15 protein-coding genes, 1 tRNA gene and 1 pseudogene are annotated in these 13,064 nt (G+C 59.0%); 7 read left to right on the forward strand and 10 right to left on the reverse strand.

Annotated elements, in window-relative coordinates:
• The first annotated feature begins 9 nt into the window (after positions 1-9).
• Positions 10-474: an SsrA-binding protein SmpB gene (gene smpB / locus NW846_RS03800; RefSeq protein ID WP_011430083.1), complete on the forward strand. Its 465-nt coding sequence runs from the start codon at positions 10-12 to the stop codon at positions 472-474.
• A gap of 185 nt (positions 475-659) precedes the next feature.
• On the opposite strand, the gene NW846_RS03805 is transcribed toward smpB, so the two are convergent.
• The 3 genes from NW846_RS03805 to NW846_RS03815 all read right to left on the reverse strand — a co-directional run bounded on the left by NW846_RS03805 (position 660) and on the right by NW846_RS03815 (position 4,134).
• The gene (locus tag NW846_RS03805) at positions 660-1,262 is read right to left on the reverse strand and encodes a glutathione S-transferase family protein (protein WP_011430084.1); all 603 of its coding nucleotides are present in this window, start codon (positions 1,260-1,262) and stop codon (positions 660-662) included.
• Between the two features lie 71 nt (positions 1,263-1,333).
• The gene (era, locus tag NW846_RS03810) at positions 1,334-2,410 is read right to left on the reverse strand and encodes a GTPase Era (RefSeq protein WP_011430085.1); all 1,077 of its coding nucleotides are present in this window, start codon (positions 2,408-2,410) and stop codon (positions 1,334-1,336) included.
• A gap of 8 nt (positions 2,411-2,418) precedes the next feature.
• Positions 2,419-4,134: a SpoIID/LytB domain-containing protein gene (locus NW846_RS03815; protein WP_414515330.1), complete on the reverse strand. Its 1,716-nt coding sequence runs from the start codon at positions 4,132-4,134 to the stop codon at positions 2,419-2,421.
• A gap of 167 nt (positions 4,135-4,301) precedes the next feature.
• On the opposite strand from NW846_RS03815, the gene NW846_RS03820 reads away from it, so the two are divergent.
• From NW846_RS03820 to NW846_RS03830, 3 genes are all read left to right on the forward strand, one after another.
• Positions 4,302-4,676 (forward strand): DUF1818 family protein, encoded by a 375-nt coding sequence (locus NW846_RS03820; RefSeq protein WP_414515332.1) that lies wholly within the window; start codon positions 4,302-4,304, stop codon positions 4,674-4,676.
• 42 nt (positions 4,677-4,718) lie between these two features.
• Complete coding sequence (locus NW846_RS03825) at positions 4,719-5,531, forward strand: FAD binding domain-containing protein (protein WP_414515334.1); 813 nt, start codon at positions 4,719-4,721, stop codon at positions 5,529-5,531.
• Between the two features lie 353 nt (positions 5,532-5,884).
• Complete coding sequence (locus NW846_RS03830; protein WP_414515336.1) at positions 5,885-6,394, forward strand: type IV pilin protein; 510 nt, start codon at positions 5,885-5,887, stop codon at positions 6,392-6,394.
• Between the two features lie 33 nt (positions 6,395-6,427).
• Here the strand turns inward: NW846_RS03830 and NW846_RS03835 are convergent.
• A tRNA-Arg gene (locus NW846_RS03835) sits at positions 6,428-6,501 on the reverse strand.
• A 201-nt stretch (positions 6,502-6,702) separates the two neighbouring features.
• Here NW846_RS03835 and NW846_RS03840 point away from each other — a divergent pair.
• Positions 6,703-7,137, forward strand: coding sequence for a hypothetical protein (locus tag NW846_RS03840; protein ID WP_011432900.1), 435 nt, complete (start codon positions 6,703-6,705; stop codon positions 7,135-7,137).
• Positions 7,138-7,589: 452 nt separating this feature from the next.
• On the opposite strand, the gene nuoK is transcribed toward NW846_RS03840, so the two are convergent.
• The 5 genes from nuoK to NW846_RS03865 form a co-directional block, all read right to left on the reverse strand.
• The gene (gene nuoK, locus NW846_RS03845) at positions 7,590-7,895 is read right to left on the reverse strand and encodes an NADH-quinone oxidoreductase subunit NuoK (protein WP_414328814.1); all 306 of its coding nucleotides are present in this window, start codon (positions 7,893-7,895) and stop codon (positions 7,590-7,592) included.
• A gap of 81 nt (positions 7,896-7,976) precedes the next feature.
• Entirely contained in the window at positions 7,977-8,585 is a 609-nt protein-coding gene (locus NW846_RS03850) for an NADH-quinone oxidoreductase subunit J (protein ID WP_011432903.1), read from the reverse strand.
• Between the two features lie 119 nt (positions 8,586-8,704).
• Complete coding sequence (locus NW846_RS03855) at positions 8,705-10,033, reverse strand: TPM domain-containing protein (protein WP_414515339.1); 1,329 nt, start codon at positions 10,031-10,033, stop codon at positions 8,705-8,707.
• Positions 10,034-10,315: 282 nt separating this feature from the next.
• Positions 10,316-11,029 carry a lipoyl protein ligase domain-containing protein gene (locus NW846_RS03860; protein WP_414515341.1) on the reverse strand — a complete coding sequence of 238 codons (714 nt, stop codon included), beginning with the start codon at positions 11,027-11,029 and terminating at the stop codon, positions 10,316-10,318.
• Positions 11,030-11,061: 32 nt separating this feature from the next.
• The gene (locus NW846_RS03865) at positions 11,062-11,529 is read right to left on the reverse strand and encodes a YbjN domain-containing protein (protein ID WP_011430472.1); all 468 of its coding nucleotides are present in this window, start codon (positions 11,527-11,529) and stop codon (positions 11,062-11,064) included.
• A gap of 123 nt (positions 11,530-11,652) precedes the next feature.
• Between NW846_RS03865 and NW846_RS03870 the strand changes: the two genes are divergently transcribed.
• Together NW846_RS03870 and NW846_RS03875 are read left to right on the forward strand one after the other, a co-directional pair.
• Positions 11,653-12,000, forward strand: coding sequence for a (2Fe-2S)-binding protein (locus NW846_RS03870; protein ID WP_099812050.1), 348 nt, complete (start codon positions 11,653-11,655; stop codon positions 11,998-12,000).
• A 28-nt stretch (positions 12,001-12,028) separates the two neighbouring features.
• Positions 12,029-12,781 (forward strand): 5'-methylthioadenosine/adenosylhomocysteine nucleosidase, encoded by a 753-nt coding sequence (locus NW846_RS03875; RefSeq protein ID WP_414347724.1) that lies wholly within the window; start codon positions 12,029-12,031, stop codon positions 12,779-12,781.
• An 88-nt stretch (positions 12,782-12,869) separates the two neighbouring features.
• Here NW846_RS03875 and NW846_RS03880 read toward each other — a convergent pair.
• Positions 12,870-13,064, reverse strand: a pseudogene (locus NW846_RS03880) (RNA-guided endonuclease TnpB family protein); the annotation flags it as partial.

Here is a 13,064-nt window from a genome sequence, read left to right on the forward strand (position 1 = left end):
TGAAAGCGTATGGCTGTGGATCCCAACGTCAAAACCCTGGTGGAGAATCGCCGCGCCCGCTTCGAGTACGAGATCTTGGAGACCTACGAAGCCGGGATCCAACTGACCGGCACAGAGGTAAAGTCCATCCGAGCGGGCAAAGCCAACTTGCAAGACGCTTTTGCCCTCTTTCGCGATGGCGAGGCCTGGCTGCACAACTTGCATGTTGCCCCCCACGGAACTGCCAGCAAGGTGTTTAACCACGACCCGACCCGCCGCCGCAAGCTGTTGTTGCACCGCCGCGAGATCGACCGGCTGCGGGGCCTGGTGGAGCAAAAAGGCCTGACTGTGGTTCCCCTGCGGCTGGTGCTCAACCGCGGCTGGATCAAGGCTCACCTAGGCGTGGCCCGCGGCAAAAAGCTCCACGACAAGCGACAAGCAATTAAGGAACGGGAGACGCGGCGGGAGATCCAGCGGGAGCTCAAGGGGCGCTAGGGCCCGACAAGCTCCTGGCAGCTCCTATTTTCCGAGGGGGGTGGCCCAAAGCCGCTGGAGCCCTTCGTGGCAACAATTTCCAGTTTTCCTCTCCCTCAGGGAGAGGGGCTGGGAGTGAGAAATCCTCCGCTAGGATTGGAAGCGAGATCCGACTCGGTCGGCTGCAAAGGCACCACTGGGAAATTCTAGGCGCCGGGGAGAGGAAAGAAGCGGTCGGTGGCCTTGACCCGCTCACACCAGGCGCGGATGTTGGGGAAGGGCTTGAGGTCAAACCCGCCCTGCTCGGCCACATGGGTATAGGTAAACAGGGCCAGATCGGCGATGGTGTAGCGGTTGCCCACGAAGAACTCCTTCTCCCGTAGGTGGCTTTCCATGATCTCCAGAGCCTCGGTACCGAGTTTCAGGTTCTGGGCAATTAGCTCGGCATTGGCCTCGGCCTGGCCGGCTCGCACCCAAAAGCGGGTGGTGGCAATGTAGCGGGCAATGCGGGTTTGTTCAAAAAGGAGCCATTTCAAGATCTCGGCCCGCTCCAGCCGCGTCTGGCCATAGAGGGGAGTGTCCTCTGCTAGGTAAACCAAGATTGCGGCTGACTCGGCCAAGACGGTGCCGTCTTCCAGCTCCAAAGCCGGGATCTGCCCCAGGGGGTTCTTGGCCAGGTACTCGGGGCGGCGATTTTCTCCGACCCTGGAGTTGACCTCAACCGTCTCGTAAGGGATCCCCAACTGTTTGAGAAGCAGCTCTACTTTGTAGCAATTCCCGGAGGTCGGGATCCCATACAGTCGCAGCATTGCCGTTAACCTCAACGTGCAGCATCCCCATCAATACCACCAGATAGCTCAACCTCAGCCACAAAACCCCTTCACGTTTCAACGCGGTAGCCGAAGTCGCGCAGCAGGTGCTCAGAGCGCCGCCAGTGGGGCCGCACCTTGACGAACAGCTCCAGGTACACCTTGCCGGCAATGAGCTTTTGAATCTGGAGGCGGGCGGCCTGGCCAATTTGCTTGAGCCTTTCCCCCCCTTTGCCGATGAGGATCCCTTTTTGCGAGTCCCGCTCCACGTAGAGGGTGGCCAGGACGCGGGTGACGGTGGGGGTTTCTTCCACCTGGTCGATGGTGACGGCCACCGAGTGGGGCACCTCCTCGCGGGTGTGCAAGAGAACTTGCTCGCGGATCAACTCCGCCATGATAAACCGCTCCGGCTGATCCGTCACCAGATCCGGGGGATAGTAGTAGGGCCCAGGGGGCAGCAGGTCGACGGTGGCCTGGATGAGGGGCGCCAAGCTGCCGGGATCCAACGCCGACACCCAGACGACGGGGGCACCGGGGCGCAGGGCTTGGTAGCTCTCTTGGTGGGCCTGGCGCGCGGCAGACTCTTTGGGCAGCAGATCGGCTTTGTTGCAGACGAGGATGCAGGGGGTCGCGCTGGGGATCCGCTCGGCGATAAAAGCATCCCCCCGCCCTGCCGGCACCGAGCCATCCACCACGAAGAGGACGACATCCACGCTCCCAATGGCAGCCTGGGCGTTGTGTACCAAGATCTCCCCCAGGCGGTGGTGGGGCTTGTGGATGCCAGGGGTGTCCACCCAGATGATCTGGGCTTGCGGCAAAGAGAGGATCCCCCGCAGGCGGTTGCGGGTGGTCTGGGCCACGGGAGAAGTGATGGCGATCTTCTGGCCCACCAGAGCGTTCATCAAGGTGGACTTGCCCACATTGGGCCGCCCGATGAGCGCCGCAAATCCCGACTTAAACCCCGGTGGGGCGACCGGGATCCCCGACAGCCCCGCCTCCCCCCGGCCACCCTCTTGTCCCCTCGTGTACGGGGGGATGTAGGGGGGGGCCAGCTCTGGCGGCGCTTGGGCCGCCCCTTCCTGCCACCCTTCCTCTGGAGCGGGATCCCGAAGAGGGGGATGGCCGCGTTCCCGTCGCTCTTCTTCCATCGTGCCCCCTATCTCTGGTAGCCGGACCAGGACTGCGCCTGGCTACTGTCAAAGGCCAGGGAAACCTCAGGCAACTGCAGGGAGAGGGATCCCAGCTCGGCCAGGGTGGTGCCGGGGTAGTAAAAGGCGAGGATTTGCGCCGCGTTCAACCCCCGCCGCGCCAGGGTGTAGGCGCCGTACTGGCTCAGCCCCACCCCGTGGCCAAAGCCGCCGCCGATAAAGCGGTAGCCTGTCAGCCGCCCGCTCTGTTTCAGGGGTTCCACGCGAAACAGAGTGCTGTACAGGCGGGGAAAAGCCAGGCGCACCTGATCCTTGCGCAAAAGAATCGAGTGGAGCCCTTGGGGCGTCTGCAAGTCCACGTGCAGCGCCTGCACCCGACCACTGACCGAGCGCTCCAGGACGTGCAGCCCCTGGATGGTCATCCACTCGGGGAGAGGGATCCCGAGGTACTCTTGAGCGGCCCGCAGTTGGGCGTTTAGCTCCTCCAGCGACTGAGAAAACTCCCAGCGGAAGAGGCGCGATACCCCTGCTTCGTTGAAACCCTCTCGCCGGGCCAGAAAGGCCTTGAAGTCGCTCTCCTGCCGCAAATCGAAGGGCTGATCGGGCTGGTGGGCGATATCCACCTGCGGGCGCAGGTAGGGGCGCGGCTCTCCGTCCCAAACCTCTTCAAAGCCTGCCGAGATGCCGCCGTTGGTGGAAGAATAAACGGCATCCACCAGCTCGCCCTTGTAGGTGAGCACCAGGCCGCTGGTCTGGCGAATCGCTTCGTCGGCCCGCGGATGGGTGCCGCTCAGCCCCTTGTAAACCTGGCAATGGGTATTGGCGCAGAGCTGATAATCGTCAACCTGAAAGCGGTGGAGGTTCTTGAGGGCGTAGGTGCGCGCCAAAATCGCCTGGGCGGCCATCGCGGCAAAAGGGGCCCCTGGCCCCACCTCGTGGGGAACTACCCCCCGCAAATAGGTTTCCAGAGGCACGGCATTGACCACAGTGTAGCTGCCGTAGGCATTGGGCTGAAAGGTAATGGATCCGGCATAGTAGTGGTCGTTCACCCGTAGATAGCCGGCATCAGAGGTCACCTTGAGGCGGGTGCGGTGGTAGCGAAAGTGTTCATGGATCCAGCTCAGCTCCGCCCGTTCGCGTCGCTCCTGCACCTCGAGCCGCACACGGGGGATCCCTTCCTTCTGGGCATACTGCTGAATCTGGATCAGTTGTTGCGGGGTGTAGGCGCGGTTGGCCCACACCTGCCATTCTTGCGGCTGGGCGATCTCGGTGCTGATGCCCAGAGACTGCCAATGGTTGGCGTTGGCCTCGGCACTCTCAAAACTTTTGTGGCTGCTGAGGATTAGACGGTATACGGTTTCCGGGGTGGTCAGGGCGCGATTGACAATGCCGATGCTGACCCGAGGCGTTCGCTGGGTCTGGGTGCTGCCGTCTGCTTGAGGGAATTCCAGGGTGAGAAGGGATCCCGTCGGCGCCGCCAGCTCCACCTGATCCGTCTCAGAACGGCCAAAGCGTTGCACAATGCCTATGTGCAGGATTGGGTTTTCGGGGGTGGCCGCCGTGGCAAAGGTCTCTTCGCCAACGCCGGTCGCGTCGGCGGCATGGAGCGCCAAGGCCGTCAGCAACAGGCCCAAGCCGGAAATGAGGGTGCTCTGTTTGCGCCAGCGGGACGGAGCCCCTAAAAACCGACGGGGTTTGGCAGTGAGAGCCTGACAACTGGCCATGGCCGCTTTATCCTAAAACACACCCTGTCGATTTTACCCCCATCTTTTTTGGCCTACCTGCAGCGGTTGCGTCAGCAGTGGGGAGCACCATGGATGCTTTTCCTTGCCTGTCTGTTGCCAACAACGGTGATGGATTCCCAATCGCGACAGTGGGACGGAGTTCCTACTTGGCTCGTTCTTCTCTGCACAAGGGATCCGGCTGGAGGCTGGGCTGGGATCCCACCCGTTCCCCTTTTGTTGCGCTGGTGGGGGGAGAAACCTGGGCGCTGGAGCTCACTCAGGAGGAGTGGCAAGCGTTTGTGCAGGGGGTGCAGCGCCTGCAGCAGGATATGGAGGCCATCGCCTCCCAACTGATGGCGGAGGAGGGCATTACGCTGGAGCAGACTTGCCCTGCTTTGACGTTGATTGCCAGCGGCAGCGCCACCGCCTGGGGCCTCTACGTGCAATTGCATCAAGGCCGGCGCGGAGAAGGTTTTTGGCCTGCTGATGTTGTCCCTGAGCTATGCCAGGCCCTCGCCCAATGCTTTCAGGAAGCTCTCTAGCCCCCTGAAGCCTGCAGTCTGGATCCCTGCCTGAGAGAACCCATGGATCTGCACCATCTGCACACCTACATTCGTCCCCAACAGCTTGAGGACTTGACCGCATGGGATCCCGGCTGGAACTGGCTGGCCGGGGGGACTTGGCTCTTCTCACAGCCGCAACCCCACCTGCGGGGACTGATCGATTTGCATCCTCTGGACTGGAACGAGCTGGAAATCAGTGCAGAAGGGTTAAAACTGGGGGCAACCTGTACCTTCCAGCAACTGTTGCAATACGATTGGCCACCCCATTGGCCAGGGATCCGCGCCCTGTGCGAGGGAATGGCGTCTTTGGCCTCTTTTAAGGTGGCCCACTTGGCAACGATAGGGGGAAATCTCTGCCTGGCCCTGAGTGTCGGTGTCGTAGCACCCGTGTTGATCGCTCTTGAGGCCACCTACACGCTGATCGATCTGCAGGGATCCCTGCGCCACATCCCCGCTCAGGACTTTCAAACCGGCCCCCAACAAACTCTGCTGCAGCCGGGGGAAGCCTTGCGATCCATCTGGATCCCGGCCCAACGGCTGCGCGGCCCCAGCACCTTTCAACGGCTCGGCATCACCCAAACGGATCCCGCCTTGGTGATCGTCGCTGGATCCCGCGATCCCGACTCAGGCGATTATCGCTTCGGACTCAATGCCGCCCTTTCGCCCCCACAACTGATCCAGATGGGATCCCGGCCCGATCCAGAACATCTTCCCCAACTTTTGGCAGAGCAAGCCCACGGCTGGATCGCGGATTTTCGGGCCAGCGCCCTTTACCGCCAACGCATGAGCGAGGTATTGATTCGCCGCTGTCTGGCAATCTTGCTCCGAGAGTAAGCCTGACCTCCCTGACCAAATGAGAGAGGATAAATTCATCTGCTGAGCTCCCAAAAACGAATGACCCATGAGAGTCCGCGGCGGCAGCAAGTGCCACCCCACAGACAACCGCGAAAATAGTTCACAGTGAACCCAGCTTTATCTGAGCTTAAAACTTGAGGCCAGTTTATAAAAAACTTACCCACAGTTGATAGCCAGTGAGGTTTTGGATTCAGGAGTTCGCGTGATTTGACAGGGAAAGTTTTGGATCCGCAAAGGGTAACCTGAAACCAAGGAAAGGCTGGAATACTGGGGCAAGCTCCTTTGGGTTTAGCTAAGTGCCTGATTTCTCCCGAAGCGGGACTGGAACTGCTATGAGTCGGTTTTCCCCTCATGAAGTGTATCTCCGGAGAATCCTCTTTCGTCTGGCCACTGCGGCTCCTCGTGGCATGACATTGATCGAGTTGCTGGTGGTCATCGTGATTGTCGGTACTCTCTGCGCGGTGGCCATTCCCAACCTGCTCAACCACATTCGCCGCTCCAGAGTTGCTGAAGCCCAAACAGCTTTGGCGACCATTGGCCGCGCTTCAGAAACCTTCCGCATGGATTTTACGGTTTATCCTTCCAGCTACGCCGATATTCAATTCGGAGGGATCCACGGGGATCGTTATCTGCAAGATCCCTGGCAAGCCCCCAACTATCGTCTCCCCGAAGTTGTTCCTCCCACTCCTGGCCCAAGCGGCATTCGTTGGATGACGGAGTCTCACACCTACACAGCTGCTGGTGGGGATCCCCTGCGCTGTGACATTGGCCTCGGGGATCGCCAGCAAGAGGTTCTGGTCTCTGGCTACGACCTGCACAACTCCTGCAACCTTTATCATTGACTTGCCTGGGCGAGATTTGGCGGCTTGAGGAGACGGGACTGGGCGGACTTGAACCGCCGACCTAGCGCTTAGGAGGCGCTTGCTCTATCCATCTGAGCTACAGCCCCTTGTCGAACATCCTACTGCTCTTAGCCCCCATCTCAGATTACAGCCCTTTTGCAGATGAGGTGATACCCGACCAGTTCTCATCATGCCCCAACTGGGTCTGGCGTTATCGGTTGTGTTGTTGACATTGACCTGCTAGACATCTTCTGTGATGCTAAGAAGTGTTAAGCTAAGGACTTGGATCCCAAACCGAGGTCAGCCCTATGGAATCCCTTTCTGATCCCTTCGTCAATCCCCCCATTTACTCTGCCATCGCCTTATTCAGCTTTTTTGCTGTTATCTTTGGCATCATTTTCAAGGACAATTTGGAATACCAGGTGGCCCTTTGGCAGCTCAACCGGGATAGCCAAGCGCAAATTCGCTACCGCACTCCTGGGGTGATCCTCACCTACAGTCTCTGCTGCCTGTTTACCTCTGGGTTTGTGGCCGCGTGTCTGAACGTGTTTGGCCTGTCTATGGCCTTGGCCGCCTGCGTCGGTGGGATCCTAGTGTTGAGCACGGCAGGCTTGGTGTGGTGGCAGTTGGGATCCCTGATGGCTCTGTTGGCTGCCGGTGGATCCCAGGCCATCGATATTGACTCTTACGGAGCAGGGGCCATTTTGGATTCTGAGGCGGCAGCACCCCCCGAGGGAGAATAGGATCTTGGAGTAGTCTTACCCCATGCCCTGGTCTAGCTGGATCAGCTGGATCCAGAAGAGCGTGCCTACAGAGTAGAGAAAGCTTAAGAAGTTTCTGGCCAACTTGTTAAAACGAGAGAACAAGTGCCAGCTCAGCTTTTGAAAAACGCCTCTTTCTGTAAAAAATTACAAATTATAGTCATTTCAAACTAGACTGGGACACTCCCCAAGCGTTCCGCCTCGCCTCCGTGACCGCTCCCAGAGGAGAGGGGAGCTAGAAAGCAATACAACGGAAATGTTTCATCCCTGTTTAAAATGACTATACTGGTTACAATCTCTCGCCACCCTCCTATTTTTCCCAGAAAAAATTACCACTTGACCCCTCTATCCTTTTCCTTTACTTAGGCATTCTGGCTTCACTTGACTTCAGCTTGCTAGCCTTGCCTTGATGCAAAATAAGCAACGGAAAAAGGCTACCACTTAAGCAAGTTGAAGCTCTCCATATCGATAGTGGCGCGGTTGCGGTAGATCCCCAGCACGATGGCCAAGCCCACTGCGGCCTCGGCAGCCGCCACAGTGATGACAAACACCGAGAACACCTGGCCGCGAATCATCGCTGAATCGACAAAGTTGGAGAAAGCCATGAAGTTCAGGTTCACCGCATTGAGCATCAGCTCAATCGACATCAGGACGCGAATCGCATTGCGGCTCACAATCAATCCGTAAATACCAATGCAGAAAAGAATCGCTGCCACTACCAAGAAAAACTGCAGTTGCAACATCGCGATGAGCTCCATGTAGATACACAATGACAGGGGCCTCGGGAAAGCTCTAGGTTTTATGGCCGAGAGCAGTCAGCTTTAGCGGGTGCTCACCAGCTCTGCCGGTCGTTCTGACTCTGATTCCAGCTGGGGTCGGGCCCGCTCCAGCAAGCTCAGATCCCCTTCTCCGGCTTGGGGAAGAACAAACTCCCGCCGCGCCAAGACAATGGCCCCAATCAACGCCATCAGCAGCAAAACAGAAGCCAGCTCAAAAGGCAGAAGATAATCGCTGAAGAAGTGGCCGCCGATCACCAACACACTGCTCAAAGGTTGGATCGGCTGCAGCGGCCAAGGGGTGTTCAAAGCCATCGCGGCTAGAAGGGCAAACAGACCCAAACAGACCACCGCCGTCACTCCGTTGCGCAGCCAGCCCAGCTTCAGAGGAGCAAAGTTGTAGCGCCGATTCACCAACATGATGGCAAACAGGATCAACACATTAACCGCGCCGACGTAGATCAGAACTTGGGCTGCGGCCACAAAATCGGCATTCAAGAGGAGATACAACCCGGCCATGCTCAGGAAAACGCCCCCGAGCAGAAAACCGGAATAGACAATGCTGGGGGCCCAAACCACGCCTAGCGCGAAGCCAATGGCCATCGCCGATAGCACCACAAACGTAACCAGTTGTACGCCTTCTCCGAGGGTCATGAGAGATCCGTCCTTAGCCAGTTTCTATTGCTGCTCCCTTACCACTGTACTGTCCTGGCGGATTTAAGAGAAGCCCGACTCCTTTTTCAGATCGATAGAGAAATCTCTAGAGTTGGGTCTCACCAACTGCCGCCCGCTCCGCCACCTCCGCTGCTACCGCCACCGAAGTCTGAATCTCCACCTGAATCTCCACCGAAGTCTGAATCTGTGTCTGTGTCGCTGAGCTCGGGGATGACCACCTCTCGCTCGCTGCGGTACCCGCAGATAGGACAGCTCAGGATTTCCAGCTTCAAGCCGCTAGAGGAATAGGTGGCTTCCCTGAGAACCTGGGTGGTGAGGTCGAGGGTGAGAGCTTGACACCGGGGGCAATAGAGGTGGCGATAAAATGCATTCTCGCGAACAACCACAGCTGCCCCCTGACAGCTAGGGCAAAACCAGCCGTAGTAGCTGGCTCTGCCCCGGCTTTTGGCTAAGCGATCTCCCGGGGAGAGGCACGTATCGAGAACTTGCGCCTGGATGGGGCGCATGGGTCGACCGCAGCTTTGGCAGACCACGGGCTGAAAGGGGATCCCCCGCTTCTGGCACAGGGTGCCGTCGGTCACCACAGCCGCCAGGAGGGGCAGCGTCAGCACCAGCCAGTTGCCACTGGCCGACATCAGGAAGAGGCCAAGGCAAAGGGAGCCGGAATAGAGAAACAGTCGAATGGGATCGCTCTGGAGCGAAGAGAGAGCAGCCGCCTCTTGAGTTCGACGGGTCAGGGGGATAGCTCGTCTTGTCCCTCGCTCGGCCTTTAGGTAGACCGGCAAGCGGGAGCGCTGCCACCCCACCCCTAGGATGATGATCCCCAATAGCAGCAGGATCCCTTCCAGTGAGCTTTGAGCGGCAGCCAGGGATCCCGCTCCAACCGCTTGAGGAACGGTTGCAGGGGAAAGAGAGGTGGAAGCCTGCTGCCCCTGCAGGGCTGAGGCCAACTGCCGTACTCCCGCTAGGGTGCCGCCGTCGAAGTCTCCGGCGCGAAACCTGGGCAGGATTTGCTGGTCGATAATCTGCTGAACCTGGCTGTCGGGGAGGAGGGTGGTCAAGCCTCTGCCTGTCTCAATCTCTATCCGCCGATCTCCTACCGAGACGAGGAACAACACGCCGTTGTTGCGGCCAGCCTTGCCAATGCCCCAGTAGTTGAATAGTTGCGTAGTGAACGCTTTCGGTGTGGCATATCCCTGGGTATTGGGTACCGTAACCACCGCCATCTCGGCACCGGTGCGCTGCTCAAGCTGGGTGATAAGGCGGTTCAGCTCGTTTTCAGTGCTACTGCTGAGGATATTGGCGGTGTCGGAAACCCACCCTCCATACTGACGGCGGGGGTTGGGCACTTGTTCAAGGGTAATGGCCCAAGCGGGCTGCGGCAGTAAGAAAATGCCTAGCAAAACTGCCGCCCAAACTTTTGGCATGGCCTACCTGGCTGAGCGCTGCCTTGGTTTTAGCACAGCTATTGGGGATGGAGAGGGTAGCAGTCTCTTGCTGCTTTGCCTTTGGTGTTTGTCGACACAAAAAATAGCGCTGGGACGAGTCTTGGCTTTCCTCTTTTCGCAGGGGAAAGAGGCTAGAGCTCTAAGCAAGGGAAAATCTTCTTCGGTCTAGCTGCAAAGCCTTCCGGATTTTTCTGCACAACTCTTTTTCAGCAAGAGTCAAGCTATTTCTTGCTCCCTCGATGGTTGATTAGAAACCAGAAACTAAGCCAGCAGTGCGGGCCAGGCTTCTTCTTGCCATTCCACCTCAAAGCACTCCTGGGCCATGCGGAGAAAATGCTCAATCAACTCAGGGATCCCTGGCGCCGTGGGGCAAATGTCGTACACGCCAATCACTTGCGATCCGGGCAGGTACCGTTCCCACAGCTCGGGATTGGGCCGCAACAGGAGGGATCCCTGTTGCAGGATCCCCCAGGGTTGCCACAGTTGGGCGTTGCCCATCAGCTTTTTGCGCTGCCAGCTTAGATCGGCGCGGGTACGGGAGGCAAAGCAACTGATTTTATTGCGGTAGCCTGGATTTGGGGTTGGGCGGTTCTGACCATCCGTCCGGCTGGGAGCAGAAACAGGCGGATCCACTTCAACGCCTAGCGCGGCCAGCCCCTGAACCCAAAAGCGGCAGCAGAAGTCGTACACGCAGGCTCGCTGCAAACGGGGTAGGCGAGCTTGGAGGTAAGAGAGGGGCAGCACCAAGCTGTAGGTGAGCTCTGCCCCCTCTTCAGCCGCCTGATGCAACACCGCCCTTCCCCCCGTGGGCCGGCGCACCACTGGGATCCCTGGCGGGGGATCCCAAACCTGATGCCTGCCTAGAGAAAGGGTGAGCCGATCCCAGCCATAAAAGCGCAAGTAGGGCCTAGGGGCGTGGCGCAGCCGCTGCAAAAGCCAAAAGTCCTGTTCCATTTGCCAGTTGCCAGCGGCCACACGATACGGCAGCCAAGAGCCCTGGGATCCCATCAAGCTTTGGGAAACTCAGCCTGGAGCTGCTCATCGTACTCATCGGCCAAGCTGGCCACAAGGGTGATGGCGCGCGAGATCTCGCCAGCGCTGAGCCCTTCCAGAGTGCGGTGGTGGTTTAGCACCACTTGGTTGTTCCAGATGCAAAAACGGGCTTCCAGAGTTTCGCTCCAGTTTTTCTCCAGCAGCTTCTGCATGAGCTTAGCCGGCTCCGCCACTGGCAGAGAGAGCACGGGAGACCACACCAACAGGGTATCTTCGGGGGATTCGCCGCTCAGGTGGACGAACACTTCCACGCTGCCGTAGGTGAATTTCCAGGTGTGGCCCTGCTCGTGGTTCTCGTAGGCGGCATCTTCTTTGAGGCTGGAAACTACTGCTGAGACAACTTCAACGTAGCGAGGGGGCTCTTCCATCAGGCCTGGAAAACCTTCTGGAGAACGGTCGATGAGCGGCTCGCTGTAGACCATGGTCTTTCCCCTACTCCCTGTCTAACCACCTTAACTATACTGCCTAGCCCTCCCACCTACCTGCCATGCTGCCGGATCCGGCTCAGGCCAGAATAGAACTGTTCGCGGTTGGGAAGGTTACCTATGCCCCAGCCTGACGTTCAAGGACGCACCCTCGCTTATGAGGCGGGCGCCAACCTGCGCCAGGTGCTGCTGCAAGCCGGGATCCCGCTCTACAACCCGCCGGCTCCTATCCTCAACTGCCGCGGTCTGGGCACCTGTGCCGTACAAATCGAAGGGGCTGTTTCCCCTATGGGCTGGCGAGAGCGGGCCCGCCTGTCTTTGCCACCCCACCAACTCCCGTCCACGGCGGCGGCCCAGGACGGCAACGGGCTGCGCTTGGCCTGTCAGGTGCAGGTGCTGGGAGATCTCAAAGTCACCAAATGGCCAGGCCTGTGGGGACAGCGGATCCCGCCCGCCTCTCAAACCTGAGGATTCTCAAAAACCTAAGGGAAGCCCTATGGAAACTCCATCCCACCCCTCCCAAAAGGCTGTCGGCATTTTGGGGGCCCTGCCGGAAGAAGTGGCCATGCTCACCCAAGCAATGGAGATCAACTCTATCCATACCCATCTGGGGCGGCAGTTCCATCAGGGATCCCTGGCCGGACAGCCGGTGGTGGTAGTTCAAGGGGGGGTGGGCAAGGTGCGAGCGGCAACTACGGCAGCCCTGTTGGTGGCCCACTTCCCTTTGCGGGGCATTATCTTTACCGGCGTGGCCGGCGCCTTGGCCGATCACCTGCAGATGGGGGATGTGGTGCTGGCCCATGCCGCCATCGAGCACGATTTCGGCACCGGACGGCCCGAAGGCTTTGTCTTGGGGATCGACTTTATCCCTGAGTTGCGCCATCCTCTAGCGGAGGCCGATAGTGCCCTTTACGACCTGATCGTGGCCCAAGGGGAGCGGATCCCTCTTCACCCGCTGCAGGGGCGGCAGCCGGTCATCCACCAAGGCCTGGTGGCCACGGGCGATGTATTTGTGGCCGACGCCAAGCTCCGGCATCAAATTCGCGAGCGCACCGGAGCCCTGGTCGTGGAAATGGAAGGAGCGGCGGTGGTACGGGTGGCGCAAGAAGCTGGGATCCCTTGTCTGCTGGTCCGATCGGTTAGCGACATAGGGAGCGATACCGATTTCCTAACTTTTTTTCAGACAGCGGCTCTCAACTCGGCAGCGGTGGTTCACAGCGTTCTACAGAGCTTGCCTCCCCCTCCTTAGAAAAACGCAGCGCGGCTAGCCGTGGGGAGGAAGCGACGCCTGCCAACAGAGGTCAGATTACTCCCTGTCTGTAAGCTAGCTGATACATTTACGCTGAACACTGCTGAGCATTACTGCTCAGCGGTGAAGCGATAGCATTCTGTCCGTTTCCGTTGTCACTACGCGACGCTGACGCGACCGCGCTACTCGGACGGAGTCCAAACAGAAAGGCGGTATCCCGCAAAGCCCTGAGCATAACACCCAGAGCGCCTTGCCAATCTCGTGGTAGCCTATGGTTGCACTT

This window comes from Synechococcus sp. W60.3, assembly GCF_047502615.1.
Lineage (GTDB): Bacteria > Cyanobacteriota > Cyanobacteriia > Thermostichales > Thermostichaceae > Thermostichus.

Coding starts and splice junctions, on each gene's coding strand:
- smpB (WP_011430083.1), top strand. CDS start 10: ATGGCTGTGGATCCCAACGTCAAAACCCTGGTGGAGAATCGCCGCGCC.
- NW846_RS03805 (WP_011430084.1), bottom strand. CDS start 1,262: ATGCTGCGACTGTATGGGATCCCGACCTCCGGGAATTGCTACAAAGTA.
- era (WP_011430085.1), bottom strand. CDS start 2,410: ATGGAAGAAGAGCGACGGGAACGCGGCCATCCCCCTCTTCGGGATCCC.
- NW846_RS03815 (WP_414515330.1), bottom strand. CDS start 4,134: ATGGCCAGTTGTCAGGCTCTCACTGCCAAACCCCGTCGGTTTTTAGGG.
- NW846_RS03825 (WP_414515334.1), top strand. CDS start 4,719: ATGGATCTGCACCATCTGCACACCTACATTCGTCCCCAACAGCTTGAG.
- NW846_RS03830 (WP_414515336.1), top strand. CDS start 5,885: ATGAGTCGGTTTTCCCCTCATGAAGTGTATCTCCGGAGAATCCTCTTT.
- NW846_RS03840 (WP_011432900.1), top strand. CDS start 6,703: ATGGAATCCCTTTCTGATCCCTTCGTCAATCCCCCCATTTACTCTGCC.
- NW846_RS03850 (WP_011432903.1), bottom strand. CDS start 8,585: ATGACCCTCGGAGAAGGCGTACAACTGGTTACGTTTGTGGTGCTATCG.
- NW846_RS03855 (WP_414515339.1), bottom strand. CDS start 10,033: ATGCCAAAAGTTTGGGCGGCAGTTTTGCTAGGCATTTTCTTACTGCCG.
- NW846_RS03865 (WP_011430472.1), bottom strand. CDS start 11,529: ATGGTCTACAGCGAGCCGCTCATCGACCGTTCTCCAGAAGGTTTTCCA.
- NW846_RS03870 (WP_099812050.1), top strand. CDS start 11,653: ATGCCCCAGCCTGACGTTCAAGGACGCACCCTCGCTTATGAGGCGGGC.
- NW846_RS03875 (WP_414347724.1), top strand. CDS start 12,029: ATGGAAACTCCATCCCACCCCTCCCAAAAGGCTGTCGGCATTTTGGGG.